The organism is Flavobacterium glucosi (genome assembly GCF_048286535.1).
Classification (GTDB): domain Bacteria; phylum Bacteroidota; class Bacteroidia; order Flavobacteriales; family Flavobacteriaceae; genus Flavobacterium.
Map to the genome: position 1 here is coordinate 22,004 of NZ_JBLVPK010000007.1, position 17,656 is coordinate 39,659.

The window sequence follows — 17,656 nt, forward strand, 5'->3', positions numbered from 1 at the left end:
TGCAACTGATTACTAAAAACTGACCACTGAATACTAATCAATCGTGTTTTCCGTCAAAATGTGTCATCCATTTCCCTTGCGCTTTCATCACTTGTTCAATAACATCACGAGCAGCTCCTTTTCCTCCGTTTTTGTGTGAAATATATCTGGAAATAGCTTTAATTTCAGGGCTCGCATCTTGAGGACAAGCCGGTAATCCCACTAATTTCATCACGTGATAATCAGGAATATCATCGCCCATGTACAAAACGTGTTCTGGATCGATATTGTAAACATCAGTATATTCATCAAATGTTTCTACTTTGTTTGGTATGCCTAAATGGATATCTGTAATGCCAAGATTTCGTAATCTAACGCGCACCCCTTCATTGCTTCCTCCCGAAATTATACAAACGTTATATCCGCTTTCTACCGCGGCTTTCATGGCGTAACCATCACGAATATTCATGGTCCGAAGAATTTCCCCTTCATTGGTTACAAAAACAGAACTGTCAGTAAGTACGCCGTCTACGTCAAATATAAACGTAGTAATATCATTCATTATTTCTTTATAACTTTTTGCCATTATATTGTATAGATTGTGTTAGTGTTTTATAAATTTCAAGGTGATTTTCATTGGATAAAAAAGCCTCATGCGCTTCGATAGTTGCAGTATCATTGCGTTTAGCCGGACCAGTTTGAGCTTCTGATGGCGAAAGTAACATTATTTTCTGAGCTGTTTCGGCAATTAAAGGATTCAAAATTTCAAAAGGAACCTGATGCTCCTGACAAATTTCCTGACCTATTTGGTACAAATGATTCGTGAAATTATTGACAAAAACGGCCGCAACATGTAAGGCTTTTCGCTGTTTCGAGTTGATAGCGAATATTTTGTCAGAAATTGATTTGGCCACTTTATCCAATAATTGATAATCGGTTGCATTTTCACTTTCTAAACATATTGGAATTGTTCTGAAATCAACCGGCTTGTTTTTAGTGAAAGTCTGTAATGGATAGAAAACTCCTTTTCGATTATTATCATCTAAAACGTTCAAAGGAACACTTCCGGAGGTATGAACTACCAAGCGATTTTTGAAAGGAAGTTGCGAAGATATGCTGGCAACAGCATCATCGGAAACGGCAATGATATATAAGTCCGCTTCAGCCAAAGTATCTAAATCATTTGTAATTTGACTTAAATCGAGTAGGTGAGAGACGCTTCCTACGTGTCTCGAAAAAACTTGAACCAACTCGATTTCACTTCCCAAATTTTGGGAATTTTGAAATGCCGCAATCAGATGTTGTGCTACATTTCCAGAACCAATAATAATAACTTTAGTCATGTGACAAAATTAGCAAAAAAATATTAAGAGTTTTATTCAATTTTTAATTGGCAAACAAACCCTAACTTCAATTAAAATATACTATTATTCCAGAAAGCGAAACCTCTTAATTTTGGATTAAATTAACAAATGTGCGAATATAGAAGTCAACATTTTTAAGTACTTTTGTGGCACTTTTATAAAAACATAATCCCTTAAAAATGGATAAAAAAATATTTTCTTTTTTGTTTTCTACTCGATTAATGGCTTTTTTATTTATTGTATATGCAGTTTCCATGGCTACTGGAACTTTTATCGAAAGCAAGTACAATACCGACACAGCAAAAATTTTAATTTACAATGCCTGGTGGTTTGAGGCCATACATGTATTTTTTATGATCAATTTCATTGGAAATATTAAGCGTTATCAGCTATTAAAAAAAGAAAAATGGGCTACTTTATTACTCCATTTATCTTTTATTTTCATTATTACGGGCGCTTTTGTAACCCGTTACATTAGTTATGAAGGGATGATGCCTATTCGCGAAGGCGCTGCTGAAAATCAAGTTTTTTCAGATAAAACGTTTCTGACTGTTTTTGTAGATGGCGAATATAAAGGCGAAATGAAACGCAGGGTTTTTGAAAAACAAATATTGCTTTCTCCTGCTACCAACAATAATTTCAGTATTTCTGATAAGTTTGCTGATACACCCTTTGAGGTAAACTATGAAAACTTTATCATGGGAGCTAAGGAATACATTAAGCCTGATTCTAAAGGAACACTGTATTTAAAAGTAGTCGAAGCCGGAGATGGTGGACGTGAAGAGCACTTTTTGAAAGATGGGGAAGTTCAAAATATTCATAATGTATTGTTTGCTTTAAATAAATATACTGATGGAGCCATAAATATCAACACTTCAGGAAGTGCTTATACTATTCAAACGCCTTTTGAAGGAGCATTTATGCGAATGGCTGATAAATTTCAAGGTAAAGTTATCAAAGATAACAGTCAGCCCTTGATGATGCGTTCGTTATATACCATTGGCGAAATGCGATTTGTATTTCCTGATCCTGCGGTAAAAGGTGTTATTGATTATGAGTCTCAAAATGATTTTAAAGCAAAGAACCATGAAGATGCGTTGTCCATAAAAATCTCTGCCGAAGGGCAAGAAAAAACGGTTACTGTTCTAGGATCCAAAGGGAAGTTAGGCGATTCTAAAACAGTGAAAATAGGTAAAATAGACTATACCTTTTTTTACGGAAGTAAAGCCTACGTTTTACCTTTCAAGATAAAATTGAATGATTTTATTGCGCAGAAATATCCAGGAACAGAGAAAAGTTATTCTTCGTTTGAGAGTAAAGTTACGGTTCAGGACAAAGAATCTTTTGATGCCAGAATATTTATGAATAACGTTTTGGATCATGGTGGATATCGCTTTTTTCAATCGGGTTTCGATCCTGATGAAAAGGGAACTATTTTATCTGTAAACCACGATTTCTGGGGAACTGCAATTACGTATAGCGGTTATTTTATGTTGTATTTTGCAATGATGGCGATTATGTTTACTAAATATTCCCGTTTTGCGGATATTAAACGCAAATTAGAAATTGTAAAAATGAAGAAATCTAAACTCTTGACGATTTTGATTTTGTTGTTCAGTTTCAATAGTTTTGCGCAAGAACAAGAGCATAATCACGCAGATCATGAAGGGCATGCTCACACGGAAATCGAAGCTGCGCCTGCCGCTCATGCAAATCACACTAAAAAAGTATTGAGCCAAGACGAACTAAATACTTTGATTACTAAATATAAAGTTCCAGAAGTTCATGCGGCAAAATTTGGAAGATTAGTTATTCAGGATGCTGGCGGTAGAATGAAACCTATCAATACGTTTTCTTCGGAATTATTGCGAAAAGTAAGCCATGATGATTCTTATAAGGGAATGAATTCTGATCAGGTATTTTTGTCCATGACACAATATGCAAGTTATTGGATAGAAATTCCAATTATCTACATCAAAAGTGGGAACGATAGCATTCGTAAAATAATTGGAATTGATAAAGCGGCAAAATTTGCTCCTTTCGTATCTTTCTTTGATGAAAAAGGAAATTATAAGTTTTCTAAATACTTAGAAGAAGCATTCAAATCAGCGAATCCAAATCAGTTCGAAAAAGACTTTATCGAAACTGATAAAAAAGTAAACCTAATGGAATCGGCTTTGAGCGGACGAATATTAAAGATTTTTCCAATTCCAGAGGATAAAAATAACAAATGGATTTCATACTTAGAATTGAATGAATCAGGTTTGAAAGGAATGGAGGCTACGTATACTAAAAATGTACTGCCTTTGTATTTTGGTTCTTTGGCTAATGCTTCTGTTTCGAATGATTATAAAACTGCCGATGAGTTATTGGAAAGTATGAATGGTTTTCAAAAACGATTTGGCAGCAAAGTGAGACCAAGTGAAGAAAGAATAACCTCTGAGGTATTGTATAATAAGTATGATGTTTTCAAAAAACTTCCGTATTGGTACATTTTCGCATCGATTTTGATGTTGTTCTTTACGATTTTACAAATCTTCAAAGAAAGAAAGGCATTGAATTATTTAGTTAATTTCATGCACATTGTTGTAATTGGATTGTTTGTATTACACACTTTAGGATTGATTGCCAGATGGTATATTTCGGGACATGCGCCTTGGAGTAATGCGTATGAATCTATCATATATGTAGCTTGGGCAACCATGTTTTTTGGTTTGGCTTTTGATAGAAAATCGAAGTTAACCGTTGCATCCTCAGCATTTGTAACAGCGATGATTTTAGCTGCAGCCTACATGAACTGGATTGATCCTGAAATTGCAAATTTACAGCCGGTACTGAATTCGTATTGGTTAATGATTCACGTGGCAGTAATTGTGGCGAGTTATGGACCATTTGCATTAGGAATGATTTTAGGAGCAGTTTCGTTATTATTGATTTTGTTTACCAATGAAAAGAACAAAGCCAAAATGGATTTGAATATTCAGGAAATTACCTATATCAATGAACTCGCTTTAACGATAGGTTTGATAATGTTGACTATTGGAAATTTCTTAGGAGGACAATGGGCCAATGAAAGCTGGGGACGTTACTGGGGATGGGATCCAAAAGAGACTTGGGCCTTAATCAGTATTATGGTGTATGCATTTGTAATTCATGCCCGATTTGTACCTTCTTTACGTGGAAAATGGGTCTTTAATTTAATGAGTATGTTTGCCTTTATATCTATTCTCTTCACGTATTATGGAGTGAATTTTCACCTGGTAGGATTGCATTCGTATGCTAGTGGAGAAGCGCATTCTTTGAATTGGATATGGTATTCATTAGGCGTAATCACTTTATTTGGTGCTGCTTCGTATCCAAAATACAAGAAGTATTATAAGAAATAAAAATTGGTTATTTTCCATAAAAAAAAGGTTCAACTTTGTAGTTGAACCTTTTTTAATATCTAAGAGAATATGTTTTTTATACTTTTCCTAACGTATATAATTGTTCCATTGTAGGGGATAAACTTCCACCTTTAGGCTCAAGTGTAATTCCAAAGGCTTCTGCTTCATTAGCATTATTCACTGCAAATAATTTTTGCTCATTTACATCAAAGTCTTCTAATAATCCAATGCTTGTAGGAGTCAAAGGGCTTAATTTTAATGCCCAAACTTGGTATACCATTCCTTCTGGAGGTTCTGGTAATCCGGCAGCATCTATGTAAACTACTTTAGTGTCTTGATTCCAGTATACTTTTGCAAATGATTCTGGAGCAACTGCTTGTCCACCAAGTGCTACAACAGTGTTTTTAGTGTCTCTTACAACCGCTAAACTGGTTTCATTAGCCGTATTTTTTAATTTTAAGACATTAAACTCTTTCTCTAATTTTGTTTTTTCAATTTCAGTATTGGCTACTTGAGTAATGGTTTGATCCAATTGATTGTATTGGTAACCAATACCCACTAATAATAAAATAGCTGCTGCCCAACCAATATAGTGCGACTTGTTTTTAGTAGGTTCCAATTGGATCACGCCACTATATTTCAGTTCTAGTTTAGCTTTAATTTTTTCATAATTAGCCACAGAATGAAACGGTGAAAAACTCGATGATAAAGCAACAATTGCTTTTTCAATAGCGATGATTTCCGCCTGTATTTCCGGATTGTTTTTTGCCATGGTGTTTACCTCTTCGTTTTCGGTTTCACTAAGTAAACCATAAACATAGAGTTCCAGGATTCCTGATTCTATATATTCTTTTGTTTCCATTATACTTTCAAATAATTTCTTAAGTCATTAATACAATTCCTGTTTTGTGTTTTTACTGTTCCTAAAGGAATTGCCAATTCGTCCGAAGCTTCCTGTTGGGTATAGCCTTTAAAAAACAGTAAATCTATTATTTGAATACATTTTGGTTTTAGCCTTTTTACAAATTCCTGTAAACCTATTGTATCCACTTTGTCAACCAGTTTAGAACTGTCTTCAAAATGATTTACGAAATTATCAGAGGAAAGGTTTTTTTGACTGTTATTAAAATTTTTAGAACGCAGTTTATCAATAGAAGTATTTCGGGCAATATTTAGAATCCAAGTGTAAAATCTTCCCTTGCTTTCATGATAAGAATCAATGTTTTTCCAAATTTTGACAAATACATCCTGAAGTACATCTTCCGCTTCTTCTCTGTTTTTTACAAGAACATTAATAACCGAAAATAAACTTTTAGAATACATGTCATATAGATGTGTAAATGCTCTCTCGTCTTTCTTGTAAATTAATACTAACAATTCTTCTTGGCTCATATCTTATAATTTTTCTACTACAAACTTATACATTCTTATTTACAAATGACATATTTTATGATTACCATCATTAAAATAAATTTTAAATTAAAATAATTGTATTTTTTTTAATACTGTAAGGTATTGTTTATCAATAATTTGGTAAAAATATTAGTTTTTTTTTATGTTTTCTAAAACCAAATCGAATACTTACCCGTAAATGCTCGTATAAACTTTTAATTTTATCAAAATGAAAAAAACAAAAATGATTTTAGGTCTATCGCTAGTGGCGGTTTCAGGCTTAATTTTAGTAGCTGCGGATCACATTGATGCTCCATTAACAGCATCAGGAAGTGCTATCGATATTACTGATGTGTATGCTTTTCAAGGTCAAAACACTAGTAATTTAGTATTTGCTGTAAACACACAAGGATTGTTAAGTCCAGGTGCAACTGCTGCTGCAAAATTCGATGAAAACGTAATGATTGAAATCAACATTGATAATAACGGTGATAATGTAGAAGACCTAGTAATTCAAGCCATCAAAAGAGATGACAAAATGTACTTCTTTGGACCAGTTGCTCCAGGTACTACAGGAACTACAAGCACTATTAAAACGGCTGCTGCTTCAGGAAGTGTAACAATCTCATCTTATGGTGCTACAGCATTAACTGCTGAAAAAAATGGAATGAAATTTTTTGCTGGACCAAGAGACGATCCGTTTTTCTTTGATTTAGGTCAATTCAAAGCTATTCTTGCTGGTACTGCAACAGGATTTAATAGTCCAGGTGTAGATACTTTTGCAGGAACTAATGTTATGTCATTGATCGTAGAAGTTCCAAAAGCAATGTTAGGGACCTCAAACACAGTAAACGTTTGGGCTGAAACAAAGAAAAAACAATAACATTTTAAATTTAAATTATGAAATCGCAGATTCTCGATTTCTCAAAAAAACTTAAATACAAACATCATGAGTAAAACAAATAAATTCAAAATTATAACAATCGCATTAATAGCCGCAGTTGTTTCAGTAAATTGTGATAACGACGATTCAAACGGTAATCCTGAAGCTAGTCTTAATTTTACAGGAACATTCGTTCAGCAAGATCAAATGGCAAGACCAGCAATTAATACTGTTTTCATTGCTTCAGGACAGCCTAAAGATGATTTTAATGCTGCAATTCCTTCAGCAATGGGAGCTAAATATCAATCCATTTTTCAATCAAGATTATCGGCTCTAAATTCAGGTTTTACAACTAATGCCTTGGGACAAACTGCAGCTCAGCTTACAGGTCTTTTGTCTACAGATGTATTAAATGTATCAAAAATTGCTAAAACAACGTTCTTTGATGGAACAAATGTTTTAACAGGAAGAGCATTGGCAGATGATGTAATTGATGTAGAATTGTTGCTAATTTTTGGAGGGTCTGCTGGATCATCTAATCCTCGTCTTACAAAAGACAACGTAAATGCAAATGATAAAGCATTTGGAACAACTTTTCCTTACTTAGCTACTGCTTGGTAGTATTATTTTAAAAAAAACAGAGCGTTTACATGGTAATCTTCGCTCTGTTTTTTTTTTAAACAAACAAACAAACAAACAAACAAACAAACAAACAAACAAACAAAACGATTAGAGCATGAAAACTTTAAAAATAATCCCATTTTTAGTTTTCACAATCCTATTTATATTCGGTTGCGAGACTAAATCAAAACAAATTACGCATACAGAAGACTATAATAAATATTTGACAATAAAAGATAATAAATCATTGAGTTTTGCACAAAATGAAATTGATTTTTGGCAAAAAAAATTCGATGCAGCTCCCAACCAAATTAGTTATTTAAGTCAATTATCCTCTAACTACAGTACTCTTTTTGAATATACAGGCAATATCAGTCATTTGTATAAATCAGAAGAATTATTAACAAAATCGAATGAAGCGTATGATTACTCGAGAGTTTCAACCATTCGATCTTTGGCAAGAAATTATATTTCCCAACATCGTTTTAAAGAAGCATTGGCACTAGCTAACAAATCTTTAGCAATAGGGGAAGGGAAAAAAGAAACCCAAAAGTTACTTTTTGACGTTCAAATGGAATTAGGAAATTATCCTGAAGCTATTAAAAATTTGAACGCTATTCGAGACATGACTGATTTTGATTATTTAATTCGCCTAGCAAAGTGGAATGATCATAAAGGCGATCTGGACACTGCAATAACTTTTATGGAAAAAGCCAGAGATATTGCTGAAAAATATGATAACAAGACCTTAAAAATTTGGTCTTATTCTAATTTAGGTGATTTTTACGGTCATGCGGGAAGAATTGAGGATTCATACAATAGTTTCCTAAAGACGTTAGCGATTGATCCTAATTATTCTTACGCCTTAAAAGGAATTGCCTGGATTGTTTTCTCCAAAGAAAGAAATACAAAGGAAGCTAATCGAATTATTGATGCAATTGCAGTAACTCATAATACGCCAGATTTTTACTTATTAAAATCTCAAATTGCTCAATTTGAAGGAAATAAAAGCGAGGAAATAAAAAACAGAAACGCTTATTTCTCGATGATGGAGAATAATAATTACGGGGCAATGTATAACAAATACAATGTCTTGATATACGCTGATGACAAACAAACGGCTCAAAAAGCATTGGAAATTGCAAAAATAGAGGTCAATCATAGACCTACAGCTGATTCTTATGATTTATTAGCTTGGTCTTATTTGAACTTAGGTCAGCATGAAAAAGCATTACGCATTGCTCAAAAACATGTGGTTGGAAAGTCATTTGAACCAAAAGTGCAGTACCATTTGGCCATGATTTACAAATCCAATAATCTAGTGCTCAAAACTAAACCTATCAAAGAAGAGTTGTTGTCTAGTTTGTATGAATTAGGTCCTAATTTTGAACAAAAAGTGAATCAGTTATAGCACATGAAAAATATTGTTTTAATGATAATTTTCCTTTTTGGGTTTTCTTCTTATGGCCAGATTCAAAAAGGAAAAATTTTAGATAGTGATGGGAATCCTCTAGAAAACGCTTATTTGGTAAATACAAATTCTGAAAGTCACTCACATACAAACGAATTTGGTGCTTTTAGTTTAGATAAAACTGTTGTGGGAGATGTTATAAAAATAACGGCGCTAGGATACAAAAAGTCAAATTTCACCATTATTTCTTCCGATGCTATTATTATTTTGGAAGATGATATTTTTAGATTGAACGAGATAGTAATCCAACCGAAACTTTCGGCGATGAACGTTATTTCAAAAATTGATTTAGAAACGACACCAGTTAATTCTTCTCAGGAAATTTTGAGAAAAGTACCTGGACTGTTTATTGGGCAACATGCTGGTGGTGGTAAAGCAGAGCAAATATTTTTAAGAGGTTTTGATATCGATCATGGTACTGATATCGCCATTTCAGTAGATGGAATGCCAGTAAATATGGTTTCCCATGCACACGGTCAAGGCTATGCTGATTTACACTTTGTAATACCGGAAACGGTAGAAAAAATAGATTTTGGAAAAGGAACGTATTATGCTAACAAAGGGGATTTTGCTACAGCAGGATACGTTGCCTTCCAAACTAAAGATAAAATAGAAAAAAGTAGTATTGGTCTCGAAATAGGACAATTCAATACGATGAGAACGGTAGGATTGTTTAATCTTTTGGGTAACCAAAAAACACAAAGCGCTTACATTGCCACAGAATATATTCTAACAGATGGTCCTTTTGATTCTCCCCAAAATTTTAATAGAATCAATCTGTTAGGTAAATATTCCGCTATTTTGAATGATAATAGTAAATTTTCAATCTCAGCTTCTCGCTTTTCCAGTAAATGGGATGCTTCTGGACAAATACCACAACGGTTGATAGATAATGGAACGATTTCTAGATTTGGAGCTGTTGATGATACCGAGGGCGGAAAAACCTCTCGAACTAATTTTAATGCAAGTTTAAGCAAGCCTATAGATGAAAATACGTTCTTGAAAGCCAATGCTTTTTATTCTAATTATCAATTTGAATTGTATTCTAATTTTACGTTCTTCTTGGAAGATCCAATAAACGGTGACCAAATTAAACAGAAAGAAAATAGGGATATTTATGGAATGAATGCTGAATTGAACAAAAAAATGAAATTAAATGAGATAGATGTTTTGTTGCAATTTGGAGCTGGTTTTCGTGCTGATGCCACAAAAGATACGGAGCTTTCACATACTTTGAACAGAAGAACTGTTCTTGAAAATATAAAATTAGGGGATATTGATGAGTCTAATATGTTTTCATATATGAATTCAGAATTCAATTTTGGGAAACTGATGGTTAATCCGGCCATTCGATTGGATTATTTTAAATTCAATTATCAAGACAAGTTGACTGCGAATTATAAGACTCAATCTGAATTTAAATTCAAGTTTTCTCCAAAACTGAATTTGATTTATTCGCAAAACAACAATTTGCAGTTTTTTATAAAATCAGGAATGGGTTTCCATTCGAATGATGCTCGTGTGGTGGTTCAAAACAGTGGAAAACAAATTTTACCAACGGCTATTGGAACCGATGTTGGTACTATTTGGAAACCATTTCCAAAAATGATAGTCAACGCCGCTTTATGGCATTTGTATTTAGAGCAGGAATTTGTTTATGTGGGAGATGCCGGAATCATTGAGCCAAGCGGTCAATCAAGACGCATGGGAGCAGAGCTTGGGTTCCGTTACCAACTGAATGATTGGTTTTATTTTGATGCTGATGCCAATTATACCTACGCCAGAAGTATTGATGAACCAAAAGGGCAATATTACATTCCGCTAGCACCAGATTTTACAACAACCGGAGGGGTAAGTTTTCAAAAAATAAATGGTTTTTCTGGAGGAATACGGTATCGTTATTTAAAAAGCCGTCCAGCAAATGAGGATAATTCTATTGTCGCCAAAGGCTATTTTGTTTCGGACTTAAATGTTAATTATCAATATAAGAATGTAAATTTTGGGATAGCTGTTGAGAATTTTTTTAATACGGAATGGAATGAAACACAATTTGCAACTGAATCAAGACTTCAAAATGAAACAGAAAGTGTTGAAGAAATTCACTTAACACCAGGAACACCTTTTTTTATGAAAGGAAAAATTACTTATACATTTTAATACCGCATAAAGGTTTGTTGTTTATTTGTTTGGAAGCCTGGGATTTTAATAATTCCAGGTTTCTTTTTTAACAGCTGTTTAACTAAAATAAATTTTTATGAGACAAATATTTGTTTTATTTTTATAAAAAATTCAAACTATGAAAAATCTAGTATTTATAGCCACTTGTGCTTTAATTTTATTTAGTTGCCAAAACCAGGCACAACCCAAAAAATCTGAAAAAAGTATGACTGCAACACCTATAGCCAAAGAGACGATATATCAATTCAAAGTAGAAGATTTATCAGGTAATACTTTTGATTTTTCTACCCTTAAAGGGAAAAAGATCATTATTGTAAATACAGCTTCAAAATGTGGGTATACGCCTCAATATGAACAGTTAGAGGCTTTGTACAAAGAATATAAGGACAAAGGTTTAGTAGTAATAGGTTTTCCTGCAAATAATTTTGCTTCACAAGAACCTGGTACTAATGAAGATATTGCAACATTTTGTAAATTAAATTATGGAGTAACTTTTCCTATGATGGATAAAGTTTCTGTAAAAGGGGCAGATATGGCAGCAATTTATCAGTTTTTAACTCAAAAAGCCAAAAATGGATTACAAGATTCAGATGTAAAATGGAATTTTCAAAAATACTTAATTAATGAAAAAGGGGAATTAGAAAAAGTATATCTTTCTGCAGTAGAACCTACTGATGAAAAAATTGTAAGTTGGGTGAAAGGATAATTTTGCCACTATCGTAACGTTACGAATTGCTTTAAAATAGTATAATGAGATCCTCAATCAAATGAGAATCTCATTTTTTTTTAAATAGGGAAGGGATTATTCAATTCTTCAATTTTCATCCAAAAAAATTAAGAGATATTCAGTATTGAACCTTAATATTGAATGATGAACTGGAAGTAATACAGAATATAAAAAATCAAATTTTTTCGTTTTTGAAAATTTCCGCAACAGCAGCTTCGTAATTCCGAATACTTTGCGCTTTTTTTATTTTTTTCAATACCTTATGTGGGTTTGAAAACGTAGCCGAAAAATATTCCCATAAATGGTACATTTTCAATAAAATATGGGTTGAACCAGAGAGTGATTCGCTATAAATAGCATACAATGTATCATGAAACGTACTGAATAGTTCCATTTTGTTTGCAGGATATTCTGAAGTATTGTTTTTGATCATGCCTGGTAAAAAAGGATCCGAAATTAATCCTCTACCAATCATCCAGTGGTCAATTGTTGGAAATCGTTGTTGCATTTCATGAAATTTAGCCACTGAGGTTATATCACCATTGTAATACAGTTTATGCCTAGTGTTATCAACACACAGCTGAAACGCATCCAGATTTACGCCACCTTTATACAGTTGCTTTCCAATGCGTGCATGAATCGCTATGTTTTTAATAGGATAGGTATCTAAAATAGGCAAAACATCAAGAATTTCTTCACTGTTTTCATAGCCCAAACGCATTTTCATTGACACAATAATATCTGATTCAGAGTGTGCTCTGTGAAGAATAGTATTGATTTTTTCAGGATTACTGATCAAACCGGAACCCATTCCAGATTTGGTGACCATAGGATATGGACAGCCTAAATTCCAGTTTAATTCTTTATAACCCAACTCTCGAACATACTTGGCCACAAATAAAAATTCATCGGCATCGTTTGTTATCACTTGGGGAATCACCTCTAAATCAAGATTGTTATCCGGAAGCAGGTCGCGTTCGTATGACGGTTTGATAACCATTTTACCATTTAAGCGGATGTAAGGCGAGTAAAACGTGTCAATTCCGCCAAAAATTTTGTTTTGGGCATTTCTAAAACGAAAGTCGGTAAATCCCTGTAAAGGCGATGAAAGTAAGGTATAGTCCATGAAATTTTTAGTTGTGCAAATATACTACAAAGTCTCAAGCCTTAAAGTCATAAAGTTTTTAAAGTCAAACATAGTAGAAAACGAACCAAATTGTGGTACAAATGGATTTACTCTAAAATCAACTGCATGAAAACGGAGCTCAGCCAACGATCAAATTTATACCCGGATTCTTTTATAATACCCACGGTTTCAAAACCATATTTTTTATGAAAAGCAATACTGCCTTTGTTCTCGGAGTCAATAACGCCAATCATAGTGTGGTATTTTTGTTTTTTTGCCAATTGGATAAGTTCGGCCAATAATAATTTCCCAACGCCTTTTCCTAAAAATTCTTCCGCAACATATACAGAATGTTCGACTGTAAAACGGTAGCCTATTTTATGACGAAAAGTTCCATAAGTAGCGTATCCAATTGTTCCATTTTCGGTTTCGGCAACAATTACAGGTAAATCTTGGGCCAATTTATCTTCAAACCACAATTTATGGGTTTCAAAATCACGTGGCTCATAATCATAAATCGAAGTACTGTGCAGTATTTGGTGATTGATGATTTCCAATATTGTATCTAAATCGGTAAAAACAGCTGGTCTTATTTTGATTTCCATATAGAATTTATTTTCCTTCAAATTTAAGAAAACTATTTAAGATTAGAGAAAAACCTTTGCAACTTTGTATCTTTGTTTCTTTGAAACTAAAACAATGATTTACCCCAAAATACCTTTAGCACAAAGCATTATTGAAATTTGTTTGGCCAAAGGAATCACCACCATAATTATATCTCCGGGTTCTCGAAATGCACCCCTTACAATTGGTTTTGTAAATAATCCAGCCTTTCAATGTTACAGTATTGCAGACGAACGTGCGGCTGCTTTTTTTGCATTGGGAATAGCGCAACAAACGAGACAACCAGTGGCTTTGGTGTGTACTTCCGGTTCGGCGGTATTGAATTATTACCCAGCTTTTGCAGAAGCATTTTACAGCCAGATTCCTTTGATTGTAATTTCGGCAGACAGACCGCAAAATAAAATTGATATTGGAGATGGCCAAACGATTCGGCAGGAAAATGTATTCGAAAACCATTCATTATACAATGCTAATTTGCATGAGTATGTTTCGACGGAAAATGATTTAAAAATTAATGAGGCGATTAATATGGCTATCATTCAAAAAGGGCCCGTTCACATCAATGCGCCTTTCGAAGAGCCGTTGTATGAAACCGTTTCAGCTCTTTCAGTTACTGTGGATATTATCGCTTCCGCAAATGCTACTCAGACAATTTCTATCGAAGACGTTTCAGAATATGCAACGATTTGGAGCAATTCTACTAAAAAAATGATTTTGGTTGGCGTGAATGAACCGAACGCCATTAACGAAAAAATAATTGATGCTTTCGCCAAGGACGAGTCGGTTGTAGTGTTGACTGAAACGACTTCTAACCTGCATCATGATTCTTTTATCAATACGATAGACACGATAATTACGCCTTTTACGAATGCCGATTTTGAGAATTTTCGTCCAGAAATTTTAATCACTTTTGGAGGAATGGTCGTTTCGAAACGAATCAAGGCTTTTTTAAGAAAATACAAACCAAGACACCATTGGCATATTGATTCTTGGAGAGCGTATGACACTTTTGGCGCTTTGACCAAACACTTTAAAGTAGATCCAAATGTATTTTTTGATACTTTCTTGCCACTTACAAACAAAATAGAAAGTAATTATTTCCAGCAATTAGATGTTGTAAAAGCATTACGAAAGCTAAAAAGTGATATGTATTTAGACAAAATTCCGTTTTCGGATTTTAAAGTTTTCGAAAAAGTGATTCAGACTTTGCCAACGAACAGTCAATTGCAAATCAGCAATAGTTCAGCCATTCGTTATGCGCAATTAATAGACGTTCATCCTTCGATTGAAGTGTATTGCAATCGCGGTACCAGCGGAATCGATGGAAGTACTTCTACGGCTATTGGTGCAGCTGTTGCCAGTGCTAAACAGACTGTTTTTATAACGGGTGATGTTGGATTTTTGTATGACAGCAATGCGTTATGGAACAATTATATCCCGAAAAACTTCAAGATTATTTTAATCAATAACGGTGGTGGCGGAATTTTTAGGATTTTACCGGGACATGAAGAAAGTCCCGTTTTTAATACTTTCTTTGAAACTTCTCATTGTTTAACAGCGGAACATTTGGCTAAAATGTATGGTTTTGAATATGCGATTGCCAACGATGAAGCAAATTTAGCAACAAGTTTGACTGCTTTGTATGCTCAAAATGATAGGCCAAGTATTTTGGAAATTTTCACACCCACCTTGAAAAACGACAGCATTTTATTGCAATATTTTAAAGAATTGATCTAATTAATTTTTGATGTTCGTTAAATGAAATGAATTAATGTTTAAATTTGGATATGTAAAATTCTATTAATCAAACAGTAAACTTTTATTTATGAGTGCAAGAGACGAATTAATTGTAAAGTATGTAGCCGATTTGAAAGACAAATGTGGCGTAAATCCAGATATGGATTTGTTGACAAAAGTAACTATTGGTTGTGGTCCGTCAATTTATAATGATGATTCTGCAACGGTTGCCGGAAGTCAGCAAGTAGAATTAGATACGGTGAAAAACAATTTTCTAATCAAGAAATTAGGACTTGCAGATGGACCGGATTTAGATGCAGCACTAGATGCAGTAATGGAAAAATACGGTCGTTCCAATAAAAATAAATACAGAGTGGTCGTTTATTATTTACTAACCGTTCACTTCAAAAAAGAGAGTGTTTACCATTAATATTTAATTTGTAAATTCTGTCATAAAAAAAGCGTTTGCCTCGGCAAACGCTTTTTTATTTATACTTATTCCTATAATTTATTCAATACTTTCTTAATCTCTAAATTTCATTGTATAAATTTAAAATGGTACAGAATCTAAATGGCTGTATGGTTTAAAATCTTCTGGTGTTTTAACGAATTGGTACTGGGAAAACTGGTAAACTGGAATGTCCTAATGCATCTACAGCTTGAACAGCGAAGAAAAAGTTATCTTTAGAATACGGAATTTCAGCTTTAGTATCTTTTACAAAAATTGTTTTTTCCCAATGTTGTGATGACGTTTCTCTGATAAGAATGTTATATCCATAAACTGATTTTCCTTCAGGAGCAGTCCAAACTAAAGTAGAGAAATTAGTCAAATCCTTCACTTCAATTCCTACGTTTGTTGGCGCTTTTGGAGACCAAGCCAAATTGCTGAAAGTAGCCAAGTTAGAACAGGTTATTTTCTTCATGTATTCAAAGTCCATGAACTCGGCAAGATCGCCGTACTGGATGTTATTTTCTTTTCGAACGTTTTGATGTTGGTGATCGTAGTTTTCATTCATTTCACAAAAACGAATGGCTGTAAATCCATTTTGACTGAAAGGAGTGTGGTCACCACCACGCAAGAAACGGTCGTTGCGATATACTAAATTAATGTCCAGTTGCTCTACATATTGATTGGTAACCGTTTTTATATATCGGGCTAATTGTCTGGATGGACTGTCATTATCGCGATTGGTCGATTTACGCATTTTTGATTCGGCTTCCGTTTCTAAGAATGGAATTGTTTCACTGAAAACACGAACTTTAGTATTGTCGCGTAATAAAGTACCGCTGGACAAACTGTTTCCAATCATATCATTATTGATCATGGCAATAACATTCCACTTTCCATCTTTGGCAACATCTGCTAAATGTTTGGCTCCGTACAATCCTTGCTCTTCACCAACTACAGCTACAAAAATTAGTGTAAAAGGAAATTCTCTTTGGCTCATGATTCTGGCGAGTTCCATCATGGCGGCTACTCCTGAAGCATCATCATTAGCGCCTGGCGCATCTGATTTGGCATCCATAACATCTGAAGCACGGGAATCTAAATGGCCGCTTATAATCAATACACGATCATCTGTAGGATCAGTTCCTTTTAAGGTTGCCATCACATTGCCCAATTGGCTGTCGATTGCAATACGTCTTCCATCGGCTTTGATGGTGAAAAAGTCAATAACCGAAGTCAGTCTTCCGCCCGATGTTAAAGCATATTTATCAAATTCTGATTTTACCCAGCGTTGTGCCGCTCCAATACCGCGGGTATTACTTTTTGTGTCGCTCAACGTATGGCGGGTTCCAAAAGATACGAGTTTGCGAACTGTAGCTTCCATATTTTCCGATTTTACTTCGGCGACCATTTTTTTTATTTCCGGATCATCGACGGTGGTTTGTGCGTAATTGGTATGAGAAATGAATAGTAGTAGGAATAAACAAAGAATTGAGGTTGGTTTCATTAATAGGATTTTTTAGTTTTTTCAAAGTTAGTAAAAAGAAAAGGAAATTATGGGGAAATTAGATTTTAGCATTTGTTGATGCTTATTGCGTTTAAGATTTTGAAGAATTAATTCTTCTGAGAACGAAAACATCCTAATCTAGCCCTGATGGAAGCAAGTATCCTTTCCAGTCCTGAACTTGTTTCAGGATCCTGAAACAAGTTCAGGACTGGA

General features: G+C 34.0%; 15 protein-coding genes. 8 read left to right on the plus strand and 7 right to left on the minus strand.

The annotated features are described in order from the left end of the window. Nucleotides 1-37 precede the first annotated feature (37 nt). Together ACNQGD_RS12630 and ACNQGD_RS12635 are read right to left on the minus strand one after the other, a co-directional pair. Nucleotides 38-565, minus strand: a complete 528-nt coding sequence (locus ACNQGD_RS12630) for a KdsC family phosphatase (protein WP_417999536.1) — start codon at nucleotides 563-565, stop codon at nucleotides 38-40. Beyond that, nucleotides 549-1,322, minus strand: coding sequence for a Rossmann-like and DUF2520 domain-containing protein (locus ACNQGD_RS12635; protein WP_417999537.1), 774 nt, complete (start codon nucleotides 1,320-1,322; stop codon nucleotides 549-551). Before ACNQGD_RS12635 ends, ACNQGD_RS12630 begins: the two co-directional genes overlap by 17 nt. Before the next feature lie 200 nt (nucleotides 1,323-1,522). Between ACNQGD_RS12635 and ACNQGD_RS12640 the strand changes: the two genes are divergently transcribed. Then, the gene (locus ACNQGD_RS12640) at nucleotides 1,523-4,729 is read left to right on the plus strand and encodes a cytochrome c biogenesis protein (protein ID WP_417999538.1); all 3,207 of its coding nucleotides are present in this window, start codon (nucleotides 1,523-1,525) and stop codon (nucleotides 4,727-4,729) included. Nucleotides 4,730-4,805: 76 nt separating this feature from the next. Here the strand turns inward: ACNQGD_RS12640 and ACNQGD_RS12645 are convergent, their stop codons facing one another. Next, nucleotides 4,806-5,591 carry an anti-sigma factor gene (locus tag ACNQGD_RS12645; RefSeq protein ID WP_417999539.1) on the minus strand — a complete coding sequence of 262 codons (786 nt, stop codon included), beginning with the start codon at nucleotides 5,589-5,591 and terminating at the stop codon, nucleotides 4,806-4,808. Beyond that, on the minus strand, nucleotides 5,591-6,121 hold the full coding sequence (locus ACNQGD_RS12650; protein WP_417959707.1) for an RNA polymerase sigma factor: 531 nt from the start codon (nucleotides 6,119-6,121) through the stop codon (nucleotides 5,591-5,593). The genes ACNQGD_RS12645 and ACNQGD_RS12650 overlap by 1 nt, the downstream gene beginning before the upstream one ends. Nucleotides 6,122-6,350: 229 nt before the next feature. On the opposite strand from ACNQGD_RS12650, the gene ACNQGD_RS12655 reads away from it, so the two are divergent. From ACNQGD_RS12655 to ACNQGD_RS12675, 5 genes are all read left to right on the plus strand, one after another. Beyond that, nucleotides 6,351-7,004 carry a DUF4331 family protein gene (locus ACNQGD_RS12655; protein ID WP_417999540.1) on the plus strand — a complete coding sequence of 218 codons (654 nt, stop codon included), beginning with the start codon at nucleotides 6,351-6,353 and terminating at the stop codon, nucleotides 7,002-7,004. Between the two features lie 66 nt (nucleotides 7,005-7,070). Beyond that, nucleotides 7,071-7,625, plus strand: coding sequence for a DUF4331 family protein (locus ACNQGD_RS12660; RefSeq protein ID WP_417997344.1), 555 nt, complete (start codon nucleotides 7,071-7,073; stop codon nucleotides 7,623-7,625). 115 nt (nucleotides 7,626-7,740) lie between these two features. Beyond that, on the plus strand, nucleotides 7,741-9,036 hold the full coding sequence (locus ACNQGD_RS12665) for a tetratricopeptide repeat protein (protein WP_417999541.1): 1,296 nt from the start codon (nucleotides 7,741-7,743) through the stop codon (nucleotides 9,034-9,036). Between the two features lie 21 nt (nucleotides 9,037-9,057). Beyond that, nucleotides 9,058-11,253, plus strand: coding sequence for a TonB-dependent receptor (locus ACNQGD_RS12670; RefSeq protein WP_417999542.1), 2,196 nt, complete (start codon nucleotides 9,058-9,060; stop codon nucleotides 11,251-11,253). Between the two features lie 139 nt (nucleotides 11,254-11,392). Further along, the gene (locus tag ACNQGD_RS12675; RefSeq protein WP_417997341.1) at nucleotides 11,393-11,980 is read left to right on the plus strand and encodes a glutathione peroxidase; all 588 of its coding nucleotides are present in this window, start codon (nucleotides 11,393-11,395) and stop codon (nucleotides 11,978-11,980) included. A gap of 196 nt (nucleotides 11,981-12,176) precedes the next feature. Here the strand turns inward: ACNQGD_RS12675 and ACNQGD_RS12680 are convergent, their stop codons facing one another. Then, a complete protein-coding gene (locus ACNQGD_RS12680; protein ID WP_417999543.1) occupies nucleotides 12,177-13,127 on the minus strand; it encodes a tRNA dihydrouridine synthase in 951 nt (316 codons plus the stop codon). 107 nt (nucleotides 13,128-13,234) lie between these two features. After that, nucleotides 13,235-13,732, minus strand: coding sequence for a GNAT family N-acetyltransferase (locus tag ACNQGD_RS12685; RefSeq protein WP_417994584.1), 498 nt, complete (start codon nucleotides 13,730-13,732; stop codon nucleotides 13,235-13,237). Between the two features lie 94 nt (nucleotides 13,733-13,826). On the opposite strand from ACNQGD_RS12685, the gene menD reads away from it, so the two are divergent. Both menD and ACNQGD_RS12695 read left to right on the plus strand, forming a co-directional pair. Beyond that, entirely contained in the window at nucleotides 13,827-15,488 is a 1,662-nt protein-coding gene (gene menD / locus ACNQGD_RS12690) for a 2-succinyl-5-enolpyruvyl-6-hydroxy-3-cyclohexene-1-carboxylic-acid synthase (RefSeq protein ID WP_417999544.1), read from the plus strand. An 88-nt stretch (nucleotides 15,489-15,576) separates the two neighbouring features. Next, a complete protein-coding gene (locus tag ACNQGD_RS12695; RefSeq protein WP_417999545.1) occupies nucleotides 15,577-15,918 on the plus strand; it encodes a DUF2853 family protein in 342 nt (113 codons plus the stop codon). A gap of 172 nt (nucleotides 15,919-16,090) precedes the next feature. Here the strand turns inward: ACNQGD_RS12695 and ACNQGD_RS12700 are convergent, their stop codons facing one another. Then, complete coding sequence (locus ACNQGD_RS12700) at nucleotides 16,091-17,443, minus strand: M28 family metallopeptidase (protein ID WP_417999546.1); 1,353 nt, start codon at nucleotides 17,441-17,443, stop codon at nucleotides 16,091-16,093. Nucleotides 17,444-17,656: the final 213 nt, after the last annotated feature.

What these genes read in the sequence shown, in the direction of transcription:
- ACNQGD_RS12670 (WP_417999542.1), top strand. Translation starts at nt 9,058, where the DNA reads ATGATAATTTTCCTTTTTGGGTTTTCTTCTTATGGCCAGATTCAAAAA.
- ACNQGD_RS12635 (WP_417999537.1), bottom strand. Translation starts at nt 1,322, where the DNA reads ATGACTAAAGTTATTATTATTGGTTCTGGAAATGTAGCACAACATCTG.
- ACNQGD_RS12660 (WP_417997344.1), top strand. Translation starts at nt 7,071, where the DNA reads ATGAGTAAAACAAATAAATTCAAAATTATAACAATCGCATTAATAGCC.
- ACNQGD_RS12680 (WP_417999543.1), bottom strand. Translation starts at nt 13,127, where the DNA reads ATGGACTATACCTTACTTTCATCGCCTTTACAGGGATTTACCGACTTT.
- ACNQGD_RS12645 (WP_417999539.1), bottom strand. Translation starts at nt 5,591, where the DNA reads ATGGAAACAAAAGAATATATAGAATCAGGAATCCTGGAACTCTATGTT.
- ACNQGD_RS12655 (WP_417999540.1), top strand. Translation starts at nt 6,351, where the DNA reads ATGAAAAAAACAAAAATGATTTTAGGTCTATCGCTAGTGGCGGTTTCA.
- ACNQGD_RS12630 (WP_417999536.1), bottom strand. Translation starts at nt 565, where the DNA reads ATGGCAAAAAGTTATAAAGAAATAATGAATGATATTACTACGTTTATA.
- menD (WP_417999544.1), top strand. Translation starts at nt 13,827, where the DNA reads ATGATTTACCCCAAAATACCTTTAGCACAAAGCATTATTGAAATTTGT.
- ACNQGD_RS12685 (WP_417994584.1), bottom strand. Translation starts at nt 13,732, where the DNA reads ATGGAAATCAAAATAAGACCAGCTGTTTTTACCGATTTAGATACAATA.
- ACNQGD_RS12665 (WP_417999541.1), top strand. Translation starts at nt 7,741, where the DNA reads ATGAAAACTTTAAAAATAATCCCATTTTTAGTTTTCACAATCCTATTT.
- ACNQGD_RS12640 (WP_417999538.1), top strand. Translation starts at nt 1,523, where the DNA reads ATGGATAAAAAAATATTTTCTTTTTTGTTTTCTACTCGATTAATGGCT.
- ACNQGD_RS12700 (WP_417999546.1), bottom strand. Translation starts at nt 17,443, where the DNA reads ATGAAACCAACCTCAATTCTTTGTTTATTCCTACTACTATTCATTTCT.
- ACNQGD_RS12650 (WP_417959707.1), bottom strand. Translation starts at nt 6,121, where the DNA reads ATGAGCCAAGAAGAATTGTTAGTATTAATTTACAAGAAAGACGAGAGA.
- ACNQGD_RS12695 (WP_417999545.1), top strand. Translation starts at nt 15,577, where the DNA reads ATGAGTGCAAGAGACGAATTAATTGTAAAGTATGTAGCCGATTTGAAA.
- ACNQGD_RS12675 (WP_417997341.1), top strand. Translation starts at nt 11,393, where the DNA reads ATGAAAAATCTAGTATTTATAGCCACTTGTGCTTTAATTTTATTTAGT.